At 71.6% G+C, this 24,191-nt stretch carries 23 protein-coding genes and 1 riboswitch; of the genes, 11 read left to right on the top strand and 12 right to left on the bottom strand.

The features are described from left to right. Positions 1-31 precede the first annotated feature (31 nt). Both ACFRU2_RS35065 and otsB read left to right on the top strand, forming a co-directional pair. Entirely contained in the window at positions 32-283 is a 252-nt protein-coding gene (locus tag ACFRU2_RS35065; protein WP_250744542.1) for a DUF3263 domain-containing protein, read from the top strand. A gap of 92 nt (positions 284-375) precedes the next feature. After that, a complete protein-coding gene (gene otsB / locus ACFRU2_RS35060; protein WP_382980007.1) occupies positions 376-1,236 on the top strand; it encodes a trehalose-phosphatase in 861 nt (286 codons plus the stop codon). A 391-nt stretch (positions 1,237-1,627) separates the two neighbouring features. On the opposite strand, the gene ACFRU2_RS35055 is transcribed toward otsB, so the two are convergent. From ACFRU2_RS35055 to ACFRU2_RS35045, 3 genes are read right to left on the bottom strand one after another with little or no spacing between them, the layout of a single operon-like run. Next, positions 1,628-3,091 carry a trehalose-6-phosphate synthase gene (locus tag ACFRU2_RS35055; protein ID WP_382980005.1) on the bottom strand — a complete coding sequence of 488 codons (1,464 nt, stop codon included), beginning with the start codon at positions 3,089-3,091 and terminating at the stop codon, positions 1,628-1,630. 36 nt (positions 3,092-3,127) lie between these two features. After that, the gene (locus ACFRU2_RS35050; RefSeq protein ID WP_382980003.1) at positions 3,128-5,089 is read right to left on the bottom strand and encodes an isopeptide-forming domain-containing fimbrial protein; all 1,962 of its coding nucleotides are present in this window, start codon (positions 5,087-5,089) and stop codon (positions 3,128-3,130) included. A 37-nt stretch (positions 5,090-5,126) separates the two neighbouring features. Next, the gene (locus tag ACFRU2_RS35045; RefSeq protein ID WP_382980146.1) at positions 5,127-6,113 is read right to left on the bottom strand and encodes a glucosyl-3-phosphoglycerate synthase; all 987 of its coding nucleotides are present in this window, start codon (positions 6,111-6,113) and stop codon (positions 5,127-5,129) included. A 196-nt stretch (positions 6,114-6,309) separates the two neighbouring features. After that, positions 6,310-6,468, top strand: a riboswitch (SAM riboswitch). Here ACFRU2_RS35045 and thrC point away from each other — a divergent pair. From thrC to ACFRU2_RS35020, 5 genes are all read left to right on the top strand, one after another. Further along, entirely contained in the window at positions 6,462-7,811 is a 1,350-nt protein-coding gene (thrC, locus tag ACFRU2_RS35040; protein WP_382980001.1) for a threonine synthase, read from the top strand. (Overlaps the previous riboswitch by 7 nt.) A 35-nt stretch (positions 7,812-7,846) precedes the next feature. Then, positions 7,847-8,125 (top strand): ubiquitin-like small modifier protein 1, encoded by a 279-nt coding sequence (locus ACFRU2_RS35035; RefSeq protein ID WP_250744537.1) that lies wholly within the window; start codon positions 7,847-7,849, stop codon positions 8,123-8,125. 445 nt (positions 8,126-8,570) lie between these two features. After that, on the top strand, positions 8,571-8,777 hold the full coding sequence (locus ACFRU2_RS35030; RefSeq protein WP_008743607.1) for a cold-shock protein: 207 nt from the start codon (positions 8,571-8,573) through the stop codon (positions 8,775-8,777). Positions 8,778-9,145: 368 nt separating this feature from the next. Continuing rightward, positions 9,146-10,768, top strand: coding sequence for a chaperonin GroEL (groL, locus tag ACFRU2_RS35025; protein ID WP_382979999.1), 1,623 nt, complete (start codon positions 9,146-9,148; stop codon positions 10,766-10,768). Between the two features lie 237 nt (positions 10,769-11,005). Continuing rightward, a complete protein-coding gene (locus tag ACFRU2_RS35020) occupies positions 11,006-12,016 on the top strand; it encodes a quinone oxidoreductase family protein (protein ID WP_382979997.1) in 1,011 nt (336 codons plus the stop codon). 38 nt (positions 12,017-12,054) lie between these two features. Here the strand turns inward: ACFRU2_RS35020 and ACFRU2_RS35015 are convergent, their stop codons facing one another. Further along, complete coding sequence (locus ACFRU2_RS35015; protein WP_382979995.1) at positions 12,055-12,720, bottom strand: hypothetical protein; 666 nt, start codon at positions 12,718-12,720, stop codon at positions 12,055-12,057. A 152-nt stretch (positions 12,721-12,872) separates the two neighbouring features. Here ACFRU2_RS35015 and ACFRU2_RS35010 point away from each other — a divergent pair, with 152 nt between their 5' ends. From ACFRU2_RS35010 to ACFRU2_RS35000, 3 genes are all read left to right on the top strand, one after another. Continuing rightward, positions 12,873-13,484, top strand: a complete 612-nt coding sequence (locus ACFRU2_RS35010; protein WP_382979993.1) for a phosphoribosylanthranilate isomerase — start codon at positions 12,873-12,875, stop codon at positions 13,482-13,484. 161 nt (positions 13,485-13,645) lie between these two features. Next, positions 13,646-15,106 carry an alanine/glycine:cation symporter family protein gene (locus tag ACFRU2_RS35005; protein ID WP_382979992.1) on the top strand — a complete coding sequence of 487 codons (1,461 nt, stop codon included), beginning with the start codon at positions 13,646-13,648 and terminating at the stop codon, positions 15,104-15,106. 127 nt (positions 15,107-15,233) lie between these two features. Then, a complete protein-coding gene (locus ACFRU2_RS35000) occupies positions 15,234-15,836 on the top strand; it encodes a Uma2 family endonuclease (protein ID WP_382979991.1) in 603 nt (200 codons plus the stop codon). 18 nt (positions 15,837-15,854) lie between these two features. Here the strand turns inward: ACFRU2_RS35000 and ACFRU2_RS34995 are convergent, their stop codons facing one another. Beyond that, positions 15,855-16,283 carry a nuclear transport factor 2 family protein gene (locus ACFRU2_RS34995; protein ID WP_382979989.1) on the bottom strand — a complete coding sequence of 143 codons (429 nt, stop codon included), beginning with the start codon at positions 16,281-16,283 and terminating at the stop codon, positions 15,855-15,857. Between the two features lie 118 nt (positions 16,284-16,401). Beyond that, complete coding sequence (locus tag ACFRU2_RS34990; protein WP_382979987.1) at positions 16,402-16,758, bottom strand: protease inhibitor I9 family protein; 357 nt, start codon at positions 16,756-16,758, stop codon at positions 16,402-16,404. Positions 16,759-17,121: 363 nt separating this feature from the next. On the opposite strand from ACFRU2_RS34990, the gene ACFRU2_RS34985 reads away from it, so the two are divergent. Continuing rightward, on the top strand, positions 17,122-18,300 hold the full coding sequence (locus ACFRU2_RS34985; RefSeq protein WP_382979986.1) for a S8 family peptidase: 1,179 nt from the start codon (positions 17,122-17,124) through the stop codon (positions 18,298-18,300). Between the two features lie 7 nt (positions 18,301-18,307). On the opposite strand, the gene ACFRU2_RS34980 is transcribed toward ACFRU2_RS34985, so the two are convergent. From ACFRU2_RS34980 to ACFRU2_RS34955, 6 genes are read right to left on the bottom strand one after another with little or no spacing between them, the layout of a single operon-like run. Further along, on the bottom strand, positions 18,308-19,312 hold the full coding sequence (locus ACFRU2_RS34980; RefSeq protein ID WP_382979984.1) for a pyridoxal-phosphate dependent enzyme: 1,005 nt from the start codon (positions 19,310-19,312) through the stop codon (positions 18,308-18,310). Continuing rightward, positions 19,233-20,267, bottom strand: coding sequence for a GHMP kinase (locus tag ACFRU2_RS34975; RefSeq protein ID WP_382979983.1), 1,035 nt, complete (start codon positions 20,265-20,267; stop codon positions 19,233-19,235). The genes ACFRU2_RS34980 and ACFRU2_RS34975 overlap by 80 nt, the downstream gene beginning before the upstream one ends. Next, on the bottom strand, positions 20,264-21,109 hold the full coding sequence (locus ACFRU2_RS34970; RefSeq protein WP_382979982.1) for a Rossmann-like domain-containing protein: 846 nt from the start codon (positions 21,107-21,109) through the stop codon (positions 20,264-20,266). Before ACFRU2_RS34970 ends, ACFRU2_RS34975 begins: the two co-directional genes overlap by 4 nt. Positions 21,110-21,120: 11 nt before the next feature. After that, the gene (locus tag ACFRU2_RS34965) at positions 21,121-21,927 is read right to left on the bottom strand and encodes an ABC transporter ATP-binding protein (RefSeq protein ID WP_382980145.1); all 807 of its coding nucleotides are present in this window, start codon (positions 21,925-21,927) and stop codon (positions 21,121-21,123) included. Positions 21,928-21,959: 32 nt separating this feature from the next. After that, positions 21,960-23,045, bottom strand: a complete 1,086-nt coding sequence (locus tag ACFRU2_RS34960; protein ID WP_382979981.1) for a FecCD family ABC transporter permease — start codon at positions 23,043-23,045, stop codon at positions 21,960-21,962. Then, the gene (locus ACFRU2_RS34955; RefSeq protein ID WP_382979980.1) at positions 23,035-24,075 is read right to left on the bottom strand and encodes an ABC transporter substrate-binding protein; all 1,041 of its coding nucleotides are present in this window, start codon (positions 24,073-24,075) and stop codon (positions 23,035-23,037) included. Before ACFRU2_RS34955 ends, ACFRU2_RS34960 begins: the two co-directional genes overlap by 11 nt. Positions 24,076-24,191 lie beyond the last annotated feature (116 nt).

Raw genomic sequence — 24,191 nt, 5'->3', positions numbered from 1 at the left:
GGCTGTCGGAGGGCGGAGTTAATCTGGCCGTATGACGGACGCGGACGAGAGGCCGCCGGCCGGGCTGAGCGCCGACGAAGCGGCCGTACTGGCCTACGAAGGCCGCACCTGGCCGGGGCCGGGCGCCAAGGAACGGGCCATAAGGGAAGGGCTGGGGATGCCCCCGGTCCGGTACTACCAGCTGCTCAACGCGCTGATGGACGATCCCAGGGCGCTGGAGCACGCACCGGGCACCGTGAACCGCCTGCGGCGCATCCGGGAGGCCCAGCGGGCGAGGCGGTAGCGGGGCCGTGGCCGGTGGCACGGCCGCGGCCCGTGCCGCAGCCGTTGCCCGCGCCGTAGCCGTGGCCCGGCAGGGCCGTTAGGGTCGTGCGTATGGGGAGCCATCCGCACGATCTGCCGATGCCCGTCACCACCGCCGGACGCGAGGGACTCGAAGCCCTCCTCCGGACACCGCGCCGCTCCGTCGTCGCCCTCGACTTCGACGGCACCCTCGCCGACATCGTTCCCGACCCCGACCAGGCGCGGGCCCACCCCGGAGCCGTCCCCGCGCTCGCCGCCCTCGCCCCCGAGGTCGGCTCCATCGCGGTCGTCACCGGCCGGCCGGCCGGGGTCGCCGTCCGCTACGGGGGCTTCGCCGGGGTCCCCGGACTCGAACACCTGGTCGTGCTCGGGCACTACGGAGCCGAGCGCTGGGACGCCGTGAGCGGCATCGTGCACGCTCCGGCCGAGCATCCGGGGGTGGCGGCGGTCCGGGCGGAGCTGCCCGGGTTCCTGGACGCGATCGGCGCGTGGCGCGGCACCTGGATCGAGGAGAAGGGCCAGGCGCTGGCCGTCCACACCCGGCGTGCGGCCGACCCGGAAGCGGCCTTCGCGGCCCTGCGCGAGCCCCTGGCGGGGCTTGCGGCCCGGCACGGCCTCATGGTCGAACCGGGGCGGGCCGTACTGGAGCTGCGGCCGCCCGGGATGGACAAGGGCGTCGCCCTCACGGAGTACCTCGCGGAGGTGGGTGCGGAGGCCGTGCTCTACGCCGGGGACGACCTGGGGGACCTCGCGGCGTACTCGGCGGTGGAGAAGCTGCGGGCCGGGGGCATGCCGGGGGTGCTGCTGTGCAGCGGCTCGGCGGAGGTCCCGGAACTCGCCGCCCGCGCGGACCTGACCCTGTCCGGCCCGTCCCAGGTCGTCACCTTCCTGTCCACACTGGCAGCGGCGCTGCGCAAGCCTTCCCCTCTTTGATGCGCCGGACTCCGTCCGGCGGTGGCCGGTCGGGGCTGCCGCCCCTGCCGCCCCGGCGCGGGGGCCGGTGGGCGGGTGCGGCTGGGTCGGCCCTGCGGGGCGAGGTCCCCTACCCGCCCTTCGCCCGTTCCCCGGGCGCTGCCCGGACCCGTTCGCGGGGGCCAGCCCCCGCACCCCCGCTCCTCAAACGCCGGAGGGGCTGGAATTGCCCTGCGGGCAATCCAGCGCACGGCACGTGCAAGCCGAGGCCGGCCACATCCAGCCTCGCCGGCGTTTGAGGCGCGGGGTCTGGGGCGGAGCCCAGGGGCTTTCCGGGGTCCGGGCAGCGCCCGGGGAACGGTGGAAGGGCGGGTAGGGGACTTAGCCCCGCGCAGCGGCGACAGCGGTGTGGTCAGGTGCGGAGGGCGTCCAGTTGGGATGTGAGCCACTGGGTCGGGGGGAGGGCCGTGGCGGCCGCCGCGAGCCGCTTCGTGCGGTCCGCCCGCTCCGCCGCCGGCATGGTGAGCGCGGCGTGCAACGCCTCCGCCGTGGCCGTCACGTCGTACGGGTTCACCGTCAGCGCGTCCGCGCGGAGCTCCTCGTACGCCCCCGCCCCGGTGGACAGCACCAGCACGCACCCCGCCTCCGAGACCACCGGGATCTCCTTCGCGACGAGGTTCATGCCGTCCCGCACGGGATTGACCAGCGCCACGTCCGCCAGCCGGTACGCCGCCAGCGACCGCGCGAAGTCGTCCTCGACGGAGACGAGCACCGGCTGCCAGTCGGCCGTGCCGAACTCCGCGTTGATCGCCGCCGCCAGCTCCCGCACCGACTCCGTGTACTCCCGGTAGACGGTCAGGTCCTGCCGGGAGGGGTAGGCGGAGGCCAGGTGGACCACCCGTTCCCGCCATTCGGGGTGGACCGTGAGCAGCTCCCGGTAGGCGAGGAGTCCCCGCAGGATGTTCTTCGACAGTTCCGTGCGGTCGACGCGGACGATCGTCTTCAGGTCGCCGATCTCCGCCCGCAGCGCCGCCAGCTTGTCGTCGACCTCCGGCCGGTGCGCGAGCGCGCGCAGCTCGTCCGCGTCCACGCCGAGGGGGTACGCCTTCACGTCGGTGAACCGGCGCTCCCCGAGCCCGCTCGGAGTATCGGCCGCCTTGCGGTGCCACACCCCGCGCTCCGGGTTCCCGGCCGGGTAGTGCGCCTGCGCGATACCGTCCAGGTCGTCGAAGTTCGCCGCGCTGTTGAAGTTGAACGCCCACTCCCACGTGTGGAAGCCGAGGCGGTCCGCCCCGAGCATCCCCCACACCAGCTGTTTCCGGATGTCCTCCGGGAGCATGCGCAGGTAGTCCGGCGAGGCCCACGGCGTGTGCGTGAAGTGGCCGATCCGCAGGTCGGGACGGAGTTCGCGGAGCATCCCGGGGGCCAGGGCCAGGTGGTAGTCCTGGATCAGGACCGCCGCCCCCTCGGCCGCCTCCTCGGCGCACGCCGCCGCGAAGGCCTCGTTGTACGTGACGTACGAAGCCCAGCGCCGCCGGAACTCCGCGTCGAAGACCGGCTCGCGCGGGATCTCGTACAGGTGGTGGTGGAGGAACCACAGCACCGAGTTCGCGATGCCGTTGTACGCGCCGTCGTAGACCTCCGGGTCGATCGGCAGCATCCGTACGCCCGGCTCGGAGACCCCCCGCCGTACCGCCTCCCGGTCCGCGTCCGACAGCGCCGCGCAGATCCACAGCGCCCCGGGCTGCTCGGCGAGGGCGGTGGAGAGGCCGGAGACGAGGCCGCCCCCGCCGCGGCGGGCACTGAGCGTGCCGTCCGCGGCGAGGGCGTAGGAGAGGGGGCCGCGATTCGCGGCGACGAGCACCTGGGAAGCCATGCGGCGAACCTAGCCCGCCTCGCCTCCGGTCAAACGTCAGCGCCTGCGCGTCCGCCGGACCGAGAGGAAGACCACACCGCCGAGTGCCGTGAGCGTGGCGGCCGCCGTGCCCATCAGCCACAGCTGCCGGCCGTCAGAGCCGGTGGTGGCCAGGTTCCCGCCCGGAGAGCCCGGAGAGCCCGGGGAGCCCGGAGAGTCGTTTCCCGGGTCCGCCGGGTCCACGGGGTCCACAGGAGGCACCGGCAGCGGTCGCGGCTGCTGTGTGGTGGACGGCGTGGGCGACGGGACGGTGGGCGAGGGGGATGAGGAAGGAGTCGCCGACGCGGATGCCGACGGGGACGGGGACGCCGAGGTCGACGGCGACGGGGACGCCGAGGTGCTCGGCGAGGGTGACGGGGACGTGGACGCCGAAGTAGACGGGGACGGGGACGGCGACGCCGAAGTCGACGGGGACGGCGACGGGTCCGGGGGTGTGATCACCGGCGGGGCCGGTGCGCACGCCGGGTCCTTCGAGCCGTTCTCGCAGTTCGTGCGGCCGCTCTCCGCGACCACGTGGTTCGTCAGCTTGCCGTCGCCGGTCAGGGGGTCGTTGACCTTCACCTTGTAGGTGATCGTCGCCGTCTTCCCCTGCGGGACGTCGCCCGTCCAGGACAGCTTCGGCGCCGTGTACGAGGCCGTACCGAGGTCCGCGGTCACCACCCCGTCGAAGGCCGCGTCGTCCAGCAGCTCCGTCAGGTCGTCCGTCAGCTTGGCGTTCGGGTAATCCAGGCTGCTGATGTTCTTCGCGGTGATCGTGTAGGTCACCGTGTCACCGGGCGCGACCGACTTCGCGGGCGAGGCCGTCTTCTTCACCTCCAGGTCCGGCACCGGCACGGCCAGCGCGAACTGCGAGATGACGTACGTGTCCCCGCGCGTGCGGAACGTCAGGTCGGCGGAGGTGGCGCCGGCCGGCAGCGCCGTCGCCGGGACGGCGAAGGACTTCGCGTCGATGCTGAGGTTGTTGACGTGCTGCGGTTCCAGCGAGCCGTCGGCCGAGCTGGTGAAGAAGTTGTCGGTCGCCCCGTTCACGGGGTTGGTGATGTTCGCGCCGTTCACGCGGAACTGGTCGCCCTTGGTGTTCCAGTCGCCTTCGTACGCCGTCGCGCTGGCCCGGACCGGGCCGTCGCCGGTGCGGTAGAAGCCCTTGACCTTGACCGTGGTGTCGGGGTCGGCCGAGCGCTGGAGCACGTGGCCGCCGTAGACGTAGACGTTGCGCCGCTCGGGCGCGTGCTCGTTCGGGCCGGGGTACGCGTACACGACCGTCAGGGACCAGCCGGCGACGCAGCCGCGCCCCTGTGGGGCCCAGATGTTGCCGACGGCGACGGTCACCGGGGAGCCGGTGGTCACGTCGGCGAAGGCGGCGGTGACGTCGGACTCGCCCGTGTAGTAGTGCGGGCCGCCCGTCTGCGCCGGGTCCTCGACCATGTCGGACAGGGTCACCGGGCGGTCGGCGCCCGTGCCGACCTTGAGGACGGGGCGGGTGGTCAGCGGATCGCCGGGCGCGGGAACCGCGTCCGCGCCGGAGACGTCGCACCGCTTGATGAGGTGGGAGCCGAGCTTGTACGTGCCGTTGTTGCCGCCCCAGAAGAGCCGCGCGTACGCCACTTCCGCGCCCGGGGGCACGGTGAGCCGGGCGCTGCTGGAGGCGCCCGTGTTGGTGCCGGTTCCGAGTCCGGCGGCGTCGACCGGGCGGGCGACGAAGTCGTTGTTGTTCTTCGTGCCCCCGCCCCGCTGGACCTCGGCGCACTCGGCGGCCTCGGCGGGTGGTGTCTGGGGGCAGTCCATCACCGTGTTGCCGAGCGTGACGAAGTCCCCGTAGAGCGCCTCGTCGTACCGCTTCTCGAAGGGGGAGACCACCTCCGCGGATGCGGGCCCGCTCAGCGAGCCGATCAGCAGGGCGGCGCCGCCGGCCGCCGCGAGGGCGGTTCCCCATACATGTCTGAAACGTATAAACCCCATGAAAGGGAAATTAGACCTAAAGGGACATAATTCTCGGCTACGCCACGCGACGGTGCGCGTACTCCTCGATGTCCCGCATCGGCGGCCGCTCCTCGGTGTCCACGGCGTAGGTGTGCGGTACGAAGCCCTCCGGGCCGCGCTCGAACTGCGTCAGCTCGGGGCGTACGAGGTGCCCGCGCGAGAGCCGCACCTGGGCCGTGCGGTAGATCGCGGCGGCCATCCGGCCCAGGGCCTGCCCGTCCTGGTGCCGGTGCAGCCGTACGCCCACGTCCACCTGGGCCAGCGCGTCCAGCCCGGCCGTGTGCAGGGCGTCCACCAGCAGGCCCAGCTCGACCCCGTAGCCGACGGGGAACGGCAGCCGTTCCAGCAGCTCGCGGCGGACGGCGTACTCGCCGCCGAGCGGCTGGACGAAGCCGGCCAGCTGCGGCCAGTGGAGGTTGAGCAGGGGGCGGGCCACCAGCTCCGTGACCCGGCCGCCCTGGCCGTGGGCCTTGGTGGAGGGGAGACCGGTCGGGTCGCTGAATTCGGCGCCGAGCGGCCGGTCGTACATCGCCTTGACGAACCGCACGTCGGGATCGGTCAGCAGCGGGCCGACGATCCCCGAGACGAAGGTGGCCGAGAAATCGCGCAGGTCGGCGTCCACGAAGCAGACGATGTCACCGGTGGTGGCCAGCAGCGAGCGCCACAGCACCTCGCCCTTGCCGGGCACCGCCGGGATCCGCGGCAGGACCTCGTCGCGGTGCACCACCCGGGCCCCGGCCTTGGCCGCGACCTCCGCGGTGCGGTCGGTGGAGCCCGAGTCGATTACGACTAGTTCGTCGACCAGGGGCACCGGCAGGCCCTCGATCAGATCGCGCCGGATCACCTCGACGATCCGGCCGACCGTCGCCTCCTCGTTCAGCGCCGGCAACACCACGCTCACCGTGGTCCCCGCTGCCCGCTTGGCGGAAAGCAGCTGGCCGAGCGGTCGGTCGGCGGCGGACCAGGAGCGGTCTGCCAACCAGCGCTCCACCTCTTCCAGCACCTTCAGCACTCCCTGGTTCTTCACTGGTCGTTCACTGGTTTGGCCCGAAATGTGATCCATCTCGCGGTTCGGACGGCTGTCTCAACCACCCGGGCCTTCGGTTACAGTCTTGAACAACGCGATGGTCCACCGCATGCCGGGGGGCCCGCGTACAAACGCACCGGCGCGCCACAGAGCGCGTGTGCCGGTGCCATACCGCTCATCCAGAGGGGCAGAGGGACACGGCCCGTTGAAGCCCCGGCAACCCTCCAGTCGGTTCTCGCGATCGCGCATTCCAGCGCCGCCAGCGAGGTCCCCGGCTAGGGAAGGTGCCAATTCCGTCTCATGGCGAAGTGCGCCATGGGGAAGATGAGGAGAAAGGGCCTCGCCATCATGGCTGCACAGTCTGTCGCAACCTCTGCCGAAACCGTCGAAACCGCTGTCGTTGAAACCAGCACAGCCGGCACCTCTGTCGATCTCGGTCCCGCCACCGGCCTTTCCTGTCGTGAGTGCGGTACCCGCTTCGAGCTCGGCCCGATCTTCGCCTGCGCCGAGTGCTTCGGACCGCTCGAAGTCGCCTACGAGCTGCCCCTGGGCGACCCGGAAGCCCTGCGCGCCGCCATCGAGGCCGGCCCGAACAACATCTGGCGCTACGCGCCGCTGCTGCCCGTCCCGGCGGACGTGGCCTCCAAGCCGAGCCTGAACCCCGGCTTCACCAAGCTCGTGGACGCGGCCAACCTGGCCAAGGAGTTCGGCGTCACCGGCAAGCTGTACGTCAAGGACGACTCCGGCAACCCGACGCACTCCTTCAAGGACCGCGTCGTGGCCATCGCCGTCGAGGCCGCCCGCGCCTTCGGCTTCACCACCCTCTCCTGCTCCTCCACCGGCAACCTGGCCGGCGCCGTCGGCGCCGCGGCCGCCCGCGCCGGCTTCCGCTCCTGCGTGTTCATCCCGCACGACCTGGAGCAGGGCAAGGTCGTCATGGCCGGTGTCTACGGTGGCGACCTGGTCGGCATCGAGGGCAACTACGACGACGTCAACCGCTTCTGCTCCGAGCTCATCGGCGACCCGCTGGGCGAGGGCTGGGGCTTCGTCAACGTCAACCTGCGCCCGTACTACGGCGAGGGTTCCAAGACCCTGGCGTACGAGATCTGCGAGCAGCTCGGCTGGCAGCTGCCCGACCAGATCGTCATCCCGATCGCGTCCGGCTCGCAGCTCACGAAGATCGACAAGGGTCTGCAGGAGCTGATCAAGCTCGGCCTCGTCGAGGACAAGCCGTACAAGATCTTCGGCGCCCAGGCCGAGGGCTGCTCGCCCGTCTCGACCGCCTTCAAGGCCGGTCACGAGGTGGTCCGCCCGCAGAAGCCGAACACCATCGCCAAGTCGCTGGCCATCGGCAACCCGGCGGACGGCCCGTACGTCCTGGACATCGCGCGCCGCACCGGCGGCTTCGTCGAGGACGTCAACGACGAGCAGGTCGTCGAGGCCATCAAGATCCTCGCCCAGACCGAGGGCATCTTCGCCGAGACCGCGGGCGGCGTGACCGTCGGCGTGACGAAGAAGCTCATCGAGGACGGGCACCTCGACCCCACGCTGACCACCGTGATCCTGAACACCGGTGACGGCCTCAAGACCCTGGAGGCGGTGGCCGAAGGTGGTGGCCAGACCGCCACCATCCGGCCCAGCCTGGACGCGTTCCGCGCCGCCAACCTGGCCTGATCTCTCTCCCTGCACACCGGAAAGGCAGTAGCGCCATGAGCGTCAACGTCCGCATCCCCACCATCCTGCGCACCTACACCGGCGGCCAGGCCGAGGTCTCCGCCGAGGGCGCGACCCTCGAAGAGGTCATCCAGTCCCTGGAGGCCAGCCACCCCGGCATCGCCGCGCGCGTCCTGGACGACCAGGGCAAGCTGCGCCGCTTCGTCAACGTCTACGTGAACGACGACGACGTGCGCTTCGAGGGCGGGCTGCAGACGTCCACTCCGGACGGCGCCGGCGTCTCGATCATCCCCGCCGTCGCGGGCGGCTGCTGAGCCTTCGCGGGACTTCGTGGGCCTTCTCGGGCCTTCGGGAGACTTCGTAGGGCTTCGTGAGACCTCGTAGAAACTGAATTGCCCCCTCCGTTACCAAACGGAGGGGGCAATTCTGCTTGGTTGGGCGCGGTAGAGTTGGGGAAGTCCCCTCCGCTGTTCTTGCCCGCCGCATATGAGCGGGTCGCGTGAGGGTTGACATTGAGTCAACATGCAAGTGCGCTATGGGTCGTTGGCGGCGTTTGTCCGGCCCGAGTTGCCCTGGAATATTCCTGGTTTTCACCCTATTTCAATCTTTTGCCGTGTCCAGAATTCTCGTCGGAATGACCTGTTGCAGACAGCAGCCGTGCGGATACATTCAGCCCCGGTCGAGGCGTTCCGGCGCAAGTTCTGACCCGGGACCGCGAAGTGCGGTCCCGCGCAAGGGCCAGTAATAGGGGAGTTAGGCATGGCTCAGGGCACCGTCAAGTGGTTCAACGCGGAGAAGGGCTACGGCTTCATCGCGGTCGACGGTGGTGCGGATGTGTTCGTCCACTACAGCGCCATCCAGATGGACGGGTACCGCACCCTTGAAGAGGGTCAGCGGGTCGAATTCGAGATCTCGCAGGGCCAGAAGGGTCCGCAGGCGGACATGGTCAAGCTCGCCGCCGGCTAGTCCGACCGCGATCGACCACCGACACGTACGGGGCCGCGCACAGCGGCCGCGCACGACGGCACAACGGCATATGTACGAGGGGCCCACATCCTGGACACGGGATGCGGGCCCCTCGTGCGTGGCGGCTCCGGCGCCCTTGCGGCGTCTGGGTGTTCATCCCGGGTTGCCCGAAGCCGCTTGCACTCGGGGGGGTCGAGTGCTAATCATTGGCGTTAGCACTCTCCGAGTGAGAGTGCTACTAAACGAGGACCGGGTCGGTGAGGCCCGCAGGGTCCGGTGGGAAGGAACCGCCGGGCACGCAGGCCGTCCGTCGCGGGCGCGGGCGCGGTCCGGGAGCAATCCACCGCTGTCCGGGAGGACCACTTCAGATGGCCAAGATCATTGCGTTCGACGAGGAGGCCCGCCGCGGCCTCGAGCGTGGGATGAACCAGCTCGCCGACGCCGTCAAGGTCACCCTTGGCCCCAAGGGTCGCAACGTCGTCCTTGAGAAGAAGTGGGGCGCCCCCACGATCACCAACGATGGTGTCTCCATCGCCAAGGAGATCGAGCTCGAGGACCCGTACGAGAAGATCGGCGCCGAGCTGGTCAAGGAAGTCGCCAAGAAGACGGACGACGTCGCCGGCGACGGTACGACCACCGCCACCGTTCTCGCCCAGGCGCTCGTCCGCGAGGGCCTGCGCAACGTGGCCGCCGGTGCGAACCCGATGGCCCTCAAGCGCGGTATCGAGAAGGCCGTCGAGGCCGTCTCCGCCGCCCTGCTGGCGCAGGCCAAGGACGTCGAGACCAAGGAGCAGATCGCTTCCACGGCCTCCATCTCCGCCGCCGACACCCAGATCGGCGAGCTCATCGCCGAGGCCATGGACAAGGTCGGCAAGGAAGGCGTCATCACGGTCGAGGAGTCGCAGACCTTCGGCCTGGAGCTCGAGCTCACCGAGGGCATGCGCTTCGACAAGGGCTACATCTCGGCGTACTTCGCCACCGACATGGAGCGCATGGAGTCGTCCCTCGACGACCCGTACATCCTGATCGTCAACTCCAAGATCGGCTCGGTCAAGGACCTGCTGCCGCTCCTGGAGAAGGTCATGCAGTCCGGCAAGCCGCTGCTGATCATCGCCGAGGACGTCGAGGGCGAGGCGCTCTCCACCCTCGTCGTCAACAAGATCCGCGGCACCTTCAAGTCCGTCGCCGTCAAGGCCCCGGGCTTCGGTGACCGTCGCAAGGCCATGCTCGGCGACATCGCCATCCTCACGGGCGGCACGGTCATCTCCGAGGAGGTCGGCCTCAAGCTCGAGAACGCCGGTCTCGACCTGCTCGGCCGCGCCCGCAAGGTCGTCATCACCAAGGACGAGACCACCATCGTCGACGGTGCCGGTGACAGCGACCAGGTCCAGGGTCGCGTCAACCAGATCCGCGCCGAGATCGAGAACTCCGACTCGGACTACGACCGCGAGAAGCTGCAGGAGCGCCTGGCGAAGCTCGCCGGCGGTGTTGCGGTCATCAAGGCCGGCGCCGCGACCGAGGTCGAGCTCAAGGAGCGCAAGCACCGCATCGAGGACGCCGTTCGCAACGCGAAGGCGGCCGTCGAAGAGGGCATCGTCGCCGGTGGCGGCGTGGCCCTGCTGCAGGCCTCCTCGGTCTTCGAGAAGCTCGAGCTCACCGGCGACGAGGCGACCGGCGCCAACGCCGTCAAGCTCGCGCTGGAGGCCCCGCTCAAGCAGATCGCCGTCAACGGTGGTCTCGAGGGTGGCGTCGTCGTGGAGAAGGTCCGCAACCTGCAGATCGGTTGGGGCCTGAACGCCGCGACCGGCGAGTACGTCGACATGATCGCCCAGGGCATCATCGACCCGGCGAAGGTCACCCGCTCTGCCCTGCAGAACGCGGCGTCGATCGCGGCCCTCTTCCTCACCACCGAGGCCGTCATCGCCGACAAGCCCGAGAAGGCCGGCGCCGCTGCCGGCGGCGGCATGCCGGGCGGCGACATGGACTTCTGATCCACCCCCGGGCTCCGGCCCGAAGGTAGATCGGCTGTTCTTCACGTACCGAGGGCGGCACCCCTTCCTGACGGAGGGGGTGCCGCCCTCGGGCGTTTCCGCGGCGCGTTGAAGCGGCGGAAGCGGCGGGTTGGTCTGCTTGCCGGGAATCGGATCGCGATCAACGGGGTTGGTGGGGGATGAGCCGTTAACCGCTACCAACGGGGTTGGTGGGGGGTGAGCCGTTATGGGGGAGTCATGCGCGCGATTCAGGTGTACGAAGTGGGCGGTCCCGAGGTGCTGCGGGAGGCCGAGGTGGACCAGCCGCGGCCGGGTCCGGGCGAGGCGGTCGTGGAGGTCGCCGCATCCGGGGTCAACTTCCTCGACGTCTACTACCGCGAAGGCCGGTACAGCCTCCCGCTGCCCTTCACCCCGGGCTCTGAGGGCGCCGGCACGGTCGTCGAAGTCGGACCCGGCGTCACTGACGTCGCGGTCGGGGACCGGGTCGGCTGGGTGGAGATTCCCGGCACGTATGCCGAGCGGGCCGTCGTGGACTCCTCCCGGCTGGTGCCGCTGCCCGACGACATCGGCTTCGAGACCGCCGCCGCCGTGCTCCTCCAAGGCATGACCGCGCACTATCTCATCAAGGACGCCTACCCGGTTCAGGGAGGCGACACGGTGCTCGTGCATGCGGCTGCCGGTGGCATGGGGCTGCTTTTGACCCAGCTCATCACCCATCTCGGGGGCAGGGTGATCGGCACGACGTCGACCACGGCGAAGGCCGAGCTGGCGAAGCGTGCCGGGGCCGCCGAGGTGATCCTTTCCTCCGCGGTCGACGATCTCGCAGCCGAGGTGAGGCGGCTCAACGGCGGTCAGGGGCTGCCGGTTGTCTTCGACGGCGTCGGCGCGCACACCTTCGATGCGAGCCTCGCCAGCCTGCGCACCCGCGGCCATCTCGTGCTCTTCGGCGCGGCAAGTGGCTCCGTGCCGCCGTTCGATCCGATTCGGCTCGCCCACGGCGGTTCGCTGACCCTGATCCGGCCCAGCCTCGGGGACTTCATCGCCGATCGGTCCGAACTGCTGCGACGGGCCGCCGATGTGTTCGAGTGGGTGCGCTCGAAGGCGCTCGAGGTCACCGTGACGGGCCGCTACGCATTGTCCGAGGCGGCCCGGGCCCACAGCGATCTGGAGGCTCGGCGTACCACCGGCAAGCTGCTCGTCGTACCCGATGCGGCCGCTCTTGGACGCCGCGAGGAGACGCGGAGCTGATCGCGGGTGACGGTGACGGTGACGGGGTCACGCAGGGCTCACCGGTCCCTGCGGAGGGCACCGAGTGCTCCCAGCAGGGCTGCGCACCCGACCGCGGTGAGGATCGCGGTGCGCAGCCCCCAGGCGTGCAGGTCCGAGGCCCTCTCCGACTCCACCCGGCCCTGCGGGTCGTAGACCAGCCGCAGCTCCTCGCCGGCCTTCGCGATCTTCTGCTCCCGGGTCAGCAGGGCGGGAGCGCCCGGCGGGCAGTCGAGCCGGTGGTCGTACACGGTGGTGCGGGTGACGCGTTGGCCCTCGGGCTGGAAGGCGGAATCCGTCTCGACCCGGGAGGCCACCTCCCTGACCACGCACGTGACCTCGACTCCCCGCTCCCGTAGCACCAGGTCGTCCACGCCCATCAGGGCGATGAACACGCCGACGACCGCGGGCAACCCGGCCAGGACGGCGAGGGCCGAGCCCCGGCGCTCGGCCTGGGCGTAGGTGTGCAGGGCGAGGCCGGACAGGGGTAAGAAGAGCCCGAAGAGGGCGACCCACCCGTCCCCGAGCCATCCGTCTCCCAGCCAACCGGTCGCTCCGGCCCAGCCGGCCGCGAGCGCCAGCCCGGCGGCGAGCGCGGGCGCCACCGCGGCGGCGACGGCCCGTCCCGGGGACCGCCACCAGCCGTCCCGCGCGGGCCTCTCCGCGTCGCCCGTTCCCTTTCCCATCCCCGTCCGCATCCCCATCCCCGTCCCCCCTCGTTTCTGTCCCCTGCTTCCGGTACGTACACGCCCGGGAGCGCCCGGATGGTTGAGCCCGTCCCCGCCCGCGATGCGGGACTGTCCTCCGGCGCCCGCGCCCGAACTGGTTGACTGCCGGTATGAGTGACGTGAGCGACGTGTTCATCAAGATCTGCGGGCTGCGGACCGCGCACGACGTCGAGGTGGCCGTGGCCGCCGGAGCCGATGCCGTCGGCTTCGTCTTCGCGCCCGGGAGCCCGCGTACGGTCGATGCCGAGACGGCGCGTGAGCTGGCTGCGGGGGTGCCCGACGGGGTGCTGACCGTGGGGGTGTTCCGGGGGCAGTCCGTCGCCGAGGTGCGGCGGTTCGCGGAGGAGAGCGGCGTACGGGGCGTGCAGCTGCACGGCGAGGAGGGCCCGGAGGACTTCGCGGCGCTGCGCGCCGAGGGGCGCACCCTGCTGCGGGCGACGGCGCAGCACGTGGAGCGCTGCGGGGAGTACGGGGAGGACCTGCTGCTCCTCGACGCCCCGGACCCCGGCTCCGGCAAGCCGTGGAACTGGGGCTCGCCGGAGTTCAGCGCGCCCGCGGGGCGCTGGCTCCTGGCGGGTGGGCTGACGCCGGCGAACGTGGGCGAGGCCCTTGCCGTCACCGGGGCGTGGGGGGTGGACGTGTCCAGCGGCGTGGAGAGCGAGCGCGGGATCAAGTCCCCGGAACTCATCCGCGCCTTCATCGCGGCGGCCCGGGGCCTCTAGCCGTCGGGGTGCTCCGGTCCTGCCGAACGGGCCGGTTGCCGAGCCGGTTGCTCCGAGGGGTGAGGAGGGGGCGAAGGGCGGGCAGTAGGGGCCTTCCGTCCCTTCGGCGACGGACGTAGGTCCCTGTCCGTGGGCCTTCCGCCCCGGGGAGACTTCGCATCATGGACACTCTGGATTCGGTGATCGTCAACGTCAACGATCACCTCTGGACCTACCTGCTGATTCCGCTGGTGGTCGGTGCGGGCCTGTACTTCACGGTCCGCTCCCGGGGTGTGCAGCTGCGCCTGCTTCCCGAGATGTTCCGGGTGCTGAAGGAGAAGACCCCGCCGCGCGCCGACGGTCGCAAGCAGGTCTCGTCCTTCGGCGCCTTCACGATCTCGGCCGCCGCGCGCGTCGGTACCGGCAACATCGCCGGTGTCGCCGCCGCCATCACCCTGGGCGGCGCGGGCGCCGTCTTCTGGATGTGGATGATGGCGCTGATCGGCGCGGCCTCCGCCTTCGTGGAATCGGCCCTCGCCCAGCTCTACAAGGTGCGCAACGCCGGCGGCGCCTACCGGGGCGGCCCCGCGTACTACATGCAGCGGGCGCTCGGTAAACGCTGGCTCGGGGTGCTCTTCGCGGTGACGATCACCGTCACCTTCGGCTTCGTCTTCAACGCCGTGCAGGCCAACACCATCACCGCCGTGGCCTCCGGCTCGCTGGCCGACGCGGACGGGTCGAACTGGTTCGGCCCCGCGCTGGGTGTGCTGCTGGCCGCGCTGCTGGGTCTGGCCGTCTTCGGCGGGGTCAAGCGGATCTCGTCCGTCACCACGGTCCTGGTCCCGGTCATGGCGATCGTCTACCTGCTGCTCGGCGCGGCGGTGGTCCTCCTCAACATCACCGAGTTCCCCCGGGTCATCGCGGACATCGTCGGCGGGGCCTTCGGCTTCCGCGAGCTGGCGGCCGGCGGCATCGGCGCGGCGATCCAGCAGGGCATCCGGCGCGGCATGTTCTCCAACGAGGCGGGTCTCGGCTCCGCCCCGAACGCGGGCGCCGCCGCCGAGGTCTCTCACCCGGTCAAGCAGGGCCTCGTACAGTCCCTCGGCGTCTTCTTCGACACCCTCCTCGTCTGCACGATGACGGCCTTCATCGTCCTCGTCACCAACCCGGAGCTGTCGGGCCGCCAGGGTGCGGACCTGACGCAGACCGCGCTCAGCGACACGCTGGGCGGGTGGGCCGGCCACCTCCTGACCGGGGTGGTCTTCATGCTCGCCTTCAGCAGCATGATCGGGAACTACTACTACGGCGAGACCAACATCCAGTTCATCACCCGCAAGCGGTGGGTCCTGCCCGGGTACCGGGTGCTGGTCCTGTCGGCGGTCGTCCTGGGCTCGCTGGGATCGGTGTCGGTCGTCTGGAACCTGGCGGACGTGTTCATGGGGCTCATGGCCCTGATCAACCTCGCCGCGATCATCCCGCTGTCGGCCATCGCCTTCCGCCTCCTGGACGACTACCTCGCCCAGCGCCGGGCGGGCCTGGAGCCGGTCTTCACCCGCGACCGCATGCCGGACCTCAAGGGCATCCAGTGCTGGGACCCGATCCGGACCACGGTCCCGTCGTCGCAGGCTCCGGAACGGGTGTAGCAGGCCCGCCGAAGCACGGTGTTGCTGCGTGCGCCACTCGATCGTGGGACGCTGGGGAAAGCGGCCCCGAGCCGCGAAACCGTCTGTCTACGCGCACTGGCATATGCCAATGGAGAGGGGGCCCGCGATGACCGCAGCCATGGTCGAGCCCGGCCGGAACGCCGACGGCCGCACGTGGGAGTACCTCCTGCAGAGCTGGCGTGACCTGGACGTGCCGGAGGGTTGGCGCGCCGAGATCGACGGAGGACAGATCACCTTGGTGCCACCGCCCCACCGCCACCACAACGGGATCGCCGAGAGGGTGCAGCGCGCCTTGTACGGGGTCGTGCTGCCCGAGTGGGGTGTCTACCAGACGCTCGGCATCCACATCGCCGCCTTGGACAAGCTCTACATGCCGGACCTGGTGGTCGTTCCGTCCTTCCTGGTCGAGGACGTGGAGGCGGAGGTCTCCGACCCGGTGGACGCCGCCGAGGCCCTGCTCGTCGTGGAGATCACCTCCAAGAGCAACGCCGAGGACGACCGGAAGAAGAAGCTCTGGGCCTACGCCCACGCCCCCGTCCCGGTCTACCTCCTCATCGACCGCTTCGACGAACACGGCCCTACGGCAACCCTGTTCACCGAGCCGCAGAACGGCGCCTACAAGTACGCCGCCCGTGTCGCCTTCGGTGAGGAGCTGCGGCTCCCCGAGCCCTTCGCGTTGACGGTGGACACGGGGAGCTTTCCGCACTGACCGGCCGGTCTGCCGTCGTCAGGCGAGGCGGTCCGGTATCGGGGCCAGGGCGTAGTTGGACCAGACGTAGGAGTCCATCTGGTGCTGGTCGCCGGAGAGGTTGGTGACCCGGTCGACCTTGCCGTCGGCGTCGAAGTGCCAGACCAGTGCCCACAGGGTGTCGACCTTGCCGACGCCGGCGGTGGTCCAGCCGCGGTGGACGTCGACCACGTACTCCTCGTTGGCCTCCAGGAACAGCGGGTCGGCCTGGAAGCCGGCCTTGCCGAGCTGGGTGAAGAAGGCCGCGACCTCCTCGACGCCCCGCTTCGTGCCCGACAGCGGGTGGTGGCCGGGGATGGTCCACTCGATCCCTTCCGCGAGCACCTCCCGCATGCCGTCGAGGTCGTAGGCCGCGTAGGCCGTGAAGAACTTGGTGATCGCGTCGACCTTGGTGCTCTTGTCGCTCATGCGGTGCGGATCCGTTCCTTTTCGCGGGAGTCAGGTGCCGTTCCTCGTTCTGCGCGCGACGTCGACATTAGGTGCGGAAGGGTTGATTCAGGAGCGGGTTCCGGGGGTGGGGGTGGGGTTATGCCGCCGGGCCCGAGACGGCGACCGGGCCGTCCGGTTCGACCGAGGTCACGACCGCCGTCGAGCGCAGGGACTCGACCTGGTCGGGGGAGAGGCGGGCGCTGAAGCCGTTCAGGGCGTGGCGGTAGACGTGGACCGGGGTGATCCCGTAGGCGTCCGCGACGGCTGCCGGGTCCAGGCCGCGGTGCACGGTGACGATGTACGTCGGCCACTCGGCCGGGGCCGTACGCGATGCGGGAGCCGCGGGTCCGGTGGAGGGGGAGGGCGGGGCGGCGTGCGCGGGCAGGGCGGCCGAGGCGGCCAGGGCGAGGGCGGCGAGGGTCGTCGGCAGGGTCCAGCTCGTACGGGTGCGCATGCGGCGAGGCCATCACGCGAGGAGGGGCAGGTCAACGACGTCCGGGGGTGTGGCGGGGGCACGGGGAGCGCACCGGCCGTGCGCCCCCGGATCGGGGCGGGCCGTACGGGTGATCTTGCCGGGGGCGGCCACGGGTGGGGGCCGACCGGAGCGGAGGCCTGACGGTGGAGGGGGGTAACCCTTTCTGCAGGGCGTCGGACACGCCGTGCGGGCCGGGCTGCCGGTCGATGGGCCGGGCGGGCGCCGGGTGTTCATGCCGCTTCGAGGTGGCACCGATGGAGTGGGTGCCGCACCCGCAGGAGCCCTTCTCGCAGCGGGGCGGCTTTCCGTGCCGACCTTCCACTCCGTCAGGGAGTTCCCTCCATGAGCCTGTTCGCACGCCTGGCCACCGCCACGCTCCTCACGGTCACCCCGCTCACGGCCGGTACGGCCTCCGCGGCGGCCCCGGAGCCGACCCCCGCGCCGCTGTACACCTCCGCGAACGCGGTGCCCGGCAAGTACATCGTGACCTTGGAGAAGGGGGTGGACGCGGCGAAGGCCGCGGAGAAGCTGGGGCTCAAGCCCTCGTTCGTCTACGGCTCCGCGCTGAACGGCTTCGCGGTCACGATGACCCCGCTCCAGCTGACGATCGTCCGCAACAGCCTGGGCGTGAAGTCGGTGGAGGAGGACGCGCACGTGCAGTCCGTGCCGACCCCGTCCTCCGCGAGCGGGGTGCGGGCGCCGTCGAACTCGTGGGGCCAGGACCGGATCGACCAGGAGAAGCTGCCGCTCGACAACGACTTCACGGTCCAGGGCAACGGCGCCGGGGTGACCGCGTACATCCTCGACACGGGCATCGACTACGCGCACGACGAGTTCGGCGGGCGCGCCAAGCCCGGGTTCGACGCGTTCCCCGATGGCAACGGCCAGGACTGCAACGGCCACGGCACCCACGTCGCGGGCACGGTGGGCGGCAAGACCTACGGCGTGGCGCGCAAGGTCAACCTCGTCAGCGTCCGGGTCCTCGGCTGTGACGGCAAGGGCGAGTTCTCCGGGATCCTCGCCGGCCTGGACTGGGTGGCGAAGAACGCCAAGCAGCCCGCGGTCCTGAACGGCTCCCTGGGCGGGGACAAGTCCGAGACGCTGAACGACGCGGCGAACGCCCTGTCCGACGCGGGGGTGCTGCCGGTGATCGCGGCGGGCAACTCCTCCATCGATGCCTGCGGCGTCTCCCCGGCGTCCGCGAGCCGCGTACTGACGGTGGCGGCGAGCAACCAGTGGGACGAGGAGACCGACTTCTCCAACTACGGCACGTGCGTGTCCCTCTACGCGCCGGGCCAGGCCATCGTCTCGGCCAAGCTCGGGGGCGGCTCCATCGCCCTGAACGGCACGTCCATGGCCGCGCCGCACGTGGCCGGAGTGGTCGCCCTCTACAAGGCGGCGCACCCGACGGCGCTGCCCGCGGAGATCGCCGAGTTCCTGGACGCCGAGTCCAGCAAGGACGTCCTGACCAACGTCAGCAAGAGCACCCCGAACCGTCTGCTGTTCACCGGCGGCCTCTGAGCACCGCTCACGCGGGCGCGCGGTTCCAGCGCATCCGCGACCACGGCAGGGCCAGGTCGCTCCGGTCGGTCACCTCGCGCGGGGCGAGGCCGGCGATCGGGGCGGCCTCGCGGTGCCTCGCGTAGACGGTGTCCACGTAGCGGTGGCCGGTGTCGGGGGCGATGAAGAGGACCGTGCGGTGGGGCGAGCGCTCGCGCTCGTGGCGGGCCGCGAGGTAGCCGGCGCCGGTGGACAGCCCGGCGAAGACCGCGTGCCGGCGCAGCAGGTCGACGCTGCCGGCGAGGGCGGCCTCGAAGGAGACCCAGTGCAGGGTGTCGTACAGCTCGTGCGAGACGTTCCCGAAGGGGATGGAGCTGCCGATACCGGCGATGATCATCTCGGTGTCGGAGACGTGCTCGGAGCCGAAGGTGACGCTGCCGTACGGCTGGACGCCGACGAGTTCGACGTCCGAAGCATCAGAGGCGTCCTCGCGGAGGTAGCGGGTGAGGGCGCCGGTGGAGGCGCCCGATCCGACCCCGCCGACGACGGTGAGGCCGTTCGCCGTGCCGGTGGCCTCGCGGATCCGGTCGGCGATCGCGCGGTAGCCGAGGTAGTGGACGTCGTCGTGGTACTGCCGCATCCAGTGGTACTCGGGGTGTGCGGCGAGGATCTCGTGGATCCGCTCGACGCGCCGCTTCTGGTCGAGCTTGAGGTCGCTGCACGGCTCCATCTGCTCCAGCGTCGCCCCGAGGACGGCCAGTTGGGTCCGCAGCGTGTGGTCCACCGTGGCCGAGCCGACGATGTGGCAGTGCAGGCCGTACCGGTGACAGGTCAGGGCCAGGGCGTACGCGTAGATGCCGCTGGAGCTGTCCAGCAGGGTGTCCCCGCGGCGTACGACGCCGGTGTCGAGCAGGTGGCGCACCGCCGCGAGGGCGGAGACCACCTTCATCGTCTCAAAGCGCAGGCAGACGAGCCGGTCGTCGAGGCGTATCAGGTCCGGCCGGCCGATCGACTCCGCGATGTGCTGGTCCATGGTGGGGGATCTCCTCGGGGGTGGTGGCACAGGTCGTGAACGTGCGGGTGGCGGGGATGCCGTGGGCGTCCAGGGCGCGCAGGCAGCCGCGGACGCGGCGGCGCAGCCCGGGAGCGGCCGGATCGAAGAGCACGCCCGCCACCGCGCCGCTGTGCGCGATCTGCACGCCGACCGCCCCGGTCCGGTGGGCGAGGGCGGTCAGTGACTCGAACTCCGGGTGGCACAGAACCCGTTGGCCGCGTCGTGCGCTGGCGGTGGCGACCGCGCCGACGAGCTCCGCGCTGCCCGTGGCCACGGCCCGGCGCAGCAGCGCGCGCAGCCGCTCGTAGGCCCGTACGTCGCCGTCTCCCACCTCGGTGACGGGCAGGGACAGGGTGTCGACGGGCTTGCCCCCGCCGAGGGCGCAGCCCACCACGACCAGCGGCGGCAGGGCCGGGCCGAGGACCTCCAGGACCCGGCCCTCCCGCTGGGCGAACAGCACTGGGCGGCCGCCCAGCATCAGCGGATCGGAGGCCAGTTCGGCGCGTACGGCCAGCCCTGCGACCGTCGAGGGCTCCAGCCGCAGCCCGTACGAGTCCGCGACCGCGCGCACGGCTGCGATCACGTCGCTGCTGGAGCTGCCCATGCCCAGGCCCACCGGTATCTCGCCGGTGAGCCGCAACTCCCCGCCGCAGGGCGGCTGCCCGGTCCGCCGCGCGCACTCCGCGACCGCGAGGACCGCGGCCCGCGCCGCCTTCGTGCGGTCGGCGGGTGCGACGGTGAGCGCCTCGGGCTCCGTGCCGGGTCGGCGGACGAACACGGCGCTGCTGCCGGGGCCCGCCATGGGGAGGGTGACCAGTGCGGCGCACCGGCGCCCGGCGGCGTCGAGGAAGACGCCCTGGAGGATCTCGCCGTGGTGGCAGGGGGCCTGCCCGGCACCGGACAGGGCCGGGAGGGCGGTGGCGGCCGGGATCACGCGCCGCCCGCCGTCCGGTAGCGGTACAGGACCGTCTCCTCGGCGCTGAACTGGGAGAAGGGGAAGGGCTCCGCGGACAGGGCGGTCACCCCGGAGCCGAGGAAGGCGCGGGCGACTGCGCTGCCGGTCTGGGCGTAGACGACCAGCGGGATGCCGCGGGAGCGGCAGCGCTCCAGGATGGTGTCGAAGGTGCCGTTGCTCAGGGTCATGCCGGTGGCGACGACGGCCCGGGCACGCTCCAGCACCTCGTGCATGTCGGCGGTGACGGGGTCGCCCCACTGGGTGGCCCTGAGGTTGAGGTCGCACGGCAGCGGTCGGCCGCCGCGCGCACGGATGGCCGCCACCAGCGGGTTGACGACGCCGATGAGGCCGACCTCGGCGCCCTCCTCGATGTCCAGCAGTCCGGCGATGGCGGCGTCGCGGGCCGTGGCGCGGAGCTCCGGGGTGCCGGCGGGGAGGGCGACGGGTTCGGCGTCGCCGGCCTCGGCGGCCGCGCGGTGGGGGCGGGTCTCGGAGAGGTACGCGTCGAGGGCGGCGATGCGCAGGGGGCGCGGGGCCTCGGGCAGGAGGGCGTCGAGCGGGGTGCCGGAGGAGTCGCGGCAGATCGACGGGTCGATCTCGCCGGCCTCGAAAGCGCAGCCGCCGAAGGAGCCGCCGAGGCGGACCAGGACGTACTGGTTGAGGTAGGTGGTGTCGCCGCCGGCCAGGCGGGTGCCGTGGTGGATCCAGAAGACGCTGGTCGCGACGAGCGAGGAGGGCAGCGGGCCGTGCTCGCCGGCCAGTACGGCCTCGATGAGCGCGTCGACCGAGGTCAGGGGAGTGGCGGTCGGGGTCGGGGTCATGGGGTTCCCTTTCACAGAGCGGGTGTAGGCGTGAAGGACGTCGTGGCTGGTGCGCCCAGCGGTCCGCGGTAGCCGACCTGGGGGTGCCCGAGGGCGTCGGTGGTGAGTTCGGCGTCCACCTCGAAGACCTCGGCGAGCCGCTGCGCCGTCAGGACGGTGGCGGGCGGGCCGGAGGCGATCAGGCGGCCGTGGTGCAGGAGCAGCAGCCGGTCGCAGTACCGGGCGGCGAGGGACAGGTCGTGCAGGGCGACCAGGACGGTCTGCCCGGTGCCGGACAGCAGCTCCATCAGTTCCAGCTGGTGTTTGACGTCGAGGTGGTTGGTGGGCTCGTCGAGCAGCAGCCCGGACGGCTGCTGGGCCAGCGCGCGGGCGATGTGGGTGCGTTGCCGCTCCCCGCCCGACAGCGCCTTCCACGGGCGGCCGGCGAGCGCGGTGAGTCCTACGCGTTCCAGCGCGGCGGCGATCACGGCCCGGTCGGTGGCGTCCGGCCCACGCCAGCGGTCGCGGTACGGGGTCCGCCCCAGGCCGACGATGTCGGCGACCGGCAGATCGCTGTCCGCGCCCGCGTCCTGTGCGACGAAGGCGACGTGCCGGGCGATCCTGCGCGCACTCCAGCCGCGCACGGACTCCCCGTCGTACCGGACCGCGCCCGCGTCGGGGGTCCGCAGGCCGGCCAGGCAGCGCAGCAGCGAGGACTTGCCCGAGCCGTTGGGGCCGAGCAGCCCGACGGTCTCGCCGGCGGCGATGTCCGCGCCGACTTCGCGTACGACCGGCGTGCCCGCCACCGACCAGCTCACCGCTTCGGCGGTGATCCGCACGGCACTCACGGCACTCACGGCACCCTCGGCGCTCACAGCTCCCCCCGCTTGCGCAGGACCAGCAGGAAGATCGGCACGCCGAGCAGTGCGGTGATCACGCCGACGGGCACCTCGCGGGGCCCGAAGGCGACCCGCGCCAGCGCGTCCGTCCACACCAGGAACACCGCGCCCGCCAGGGCCGCGTAGGGGAGCAGCACCCGGTGCAGCGGCCCGACGAGGAACCGCACCCCGTGGGGGACGATCAGCCCGACGAAGCCGATGGCGCCGACGGTGGCCACCGCCACCGCGGTGAGCGCGGCGGTGACCACGAGCAGCAGCATCCGCGTGTGCCGTACGTCGATCCCGAGGGACGCGGCGGTGTCGGTGCCGAAGGCGAGCCCGTCGAGGGCGTTCGAGCAGAGCCAGGCCACCGCCAGCCCCAGCGGGGTGACGACCGCGCAGACCGCGACCGTGTCCCAGCGGGCCGGCGCCATCGAGCCCAGGAGCCAGTGGGTGACGGCCCGCGTGGTGTCCGCGTCCGCCGAGGCCATCAGCACGAGCGAGGTCAGCGCGGTGAAGAGCTGCCCGATGACCACGCCGGTCAGGACGATGCGCACCGAGTCCAGTCCGGTGCGCCGCAGGAGCAGCAGGAGCAGCCCGAAGGAGAGCAGCGCTCCGGCGAGGGCTCCGCCGGTGACGCCGAGGGTGCTCGCGCCGATCCCGAGGACGACCACGGTGACCGCTCCGGCGGAGGCGCCCGAGGAGACGCCGAGCAGGTAGGGGTCGGCGAGGGCGTTGCGGGTGACCGCCTGGAGCACCGCTCCGCACACGGCGAGCGAGGCGCCGACGAGGGCGGCCATCAGTACGCGCGGCAGTCTCAGGTCCCAGACGAGCGAGTCGAGCAACGGGGGCAACGGCTCTACGTCCAGGCCGAGTCGGGCGCCGAAGACGCGGGCGAGGCCGGTCCAGCCCACGTCGGCGGCGCCGATGCGCACGGCTGCCGCGACCGAGGCCGCCAGGACGGCCGCGGCGAGGAGGAAGAGCCCCGCCCCGGCCGCGGCGGACCGGCGGGGGGCCGCAAGCTTCAGAGCGACCGGGTCGGCGGCCACCGGGTCCGCGGCCACCGTGTCAGCGGACATGGCCGAGGTCCTTCATGCCGGCCGCCAGCAGTCCCAGGGCGTGTACGGAGCGCACCGAGGGGTCCAGTTCGATGCCGGGCACTTCGAGGATCTTGGCGTCCCGGACCGCGGCCAGCTTGGAGACGACCGGGTGCTGGGCCATGACGGTGCGCTTCTCGGCGGCGCTGTCGCCGGGCCGGCCGCGCTCGGACAGGTCGCCGATCACGATGAAGTCCGGGTTGCGCTTGGCGACTTCCTCCCAGGAGACCTCCGGCCAGTCCTCGTCGACGTCGTCGAAGGCGTTCTTCGCGCCGACGATCCGGCTCATCTCGCTGGGCAGGCCGGTCTTGCCCGCCACGTACGGCATGCCGTTGAAGACGGAGTAGAGGTAGACCACGGTCGGCCGGCCGTCGCCCCCGGTGCCGCCGGTGGCCTTCGAGGCGTTCTCCCCGGCCTTGGCGACGGCGGTGCGCTGGTCGGCGGCGAGTTTTCCGGCCCGTTCCTCGGTGCCGAAGACCTTGCCGAGGTTCTCGTAGTCGGAGAAGAGGAGCTCGAAGGGGGTCCGGCCGGCCGGGTTCTGCGCGGGGCAGTCCACGGCGCTGACGAAGGTCGGGACCTTGAGGGCGTCGAGCTCCTCGCGGGTGCCCGCCCGGTCCTTGGTGAAGAGGTCGGCGGAGCCTCCGATGACGAAGTCGGGGGTGGCGGCGCGCAGTTGCTCGCCGGTGGCGATCTTCGGGGCGATGACGGGGACCTTGGCGTACGCGGCCTCGTAGGCGGCGGGGATCTTCGTCTTCAGGTTGGCGGTGCCCGCCATCGAGTCCTGGAGTCCCAGTTCGAGCAGGGTCTCGGTCGAGGTCTGGTCCAGGGCGACGGCCCGCTTCGGCGGCGCGGCGAAGGAGGCCTGGCGGCCGCAGCTCGTGAGGGAGGAGCCCTGGGCAGCGGGCTTGGCTTCGGCTTTGGAGTCGTTGGAGCCGCTGGTGGCGGGTGCGGAGCAGGCCGCGGTGGCGAGGGCGAGGGCCAGGGCGATGCCGAGGCGGGCGGGGTGGCGCATGGGTTCTCCGGTCTGGGCAGGGCGGGGGGAGGGCTGTGAGGGCGTTGTCGTGCACCGGGCAAGACCGCCACGTTCGAAGGGTACTGTAATGGAATTCATTTTCATTAAGAACCCAG

Source organism: Streptomyces sp. NPDC056883, assembly GCF_042788835.1.
In the GTDB taxonomy this organism is placed as follows: domain Bacteria; phylum Actinomycetota; class Actinomycetes; order Streptomycetales; family Streptomycetaceae; genus Streptomyces; species Streptomyces stoeckheimensis.
This window is presented reverse-complemented; position numbering and strand designations above follow the sequence as displayed.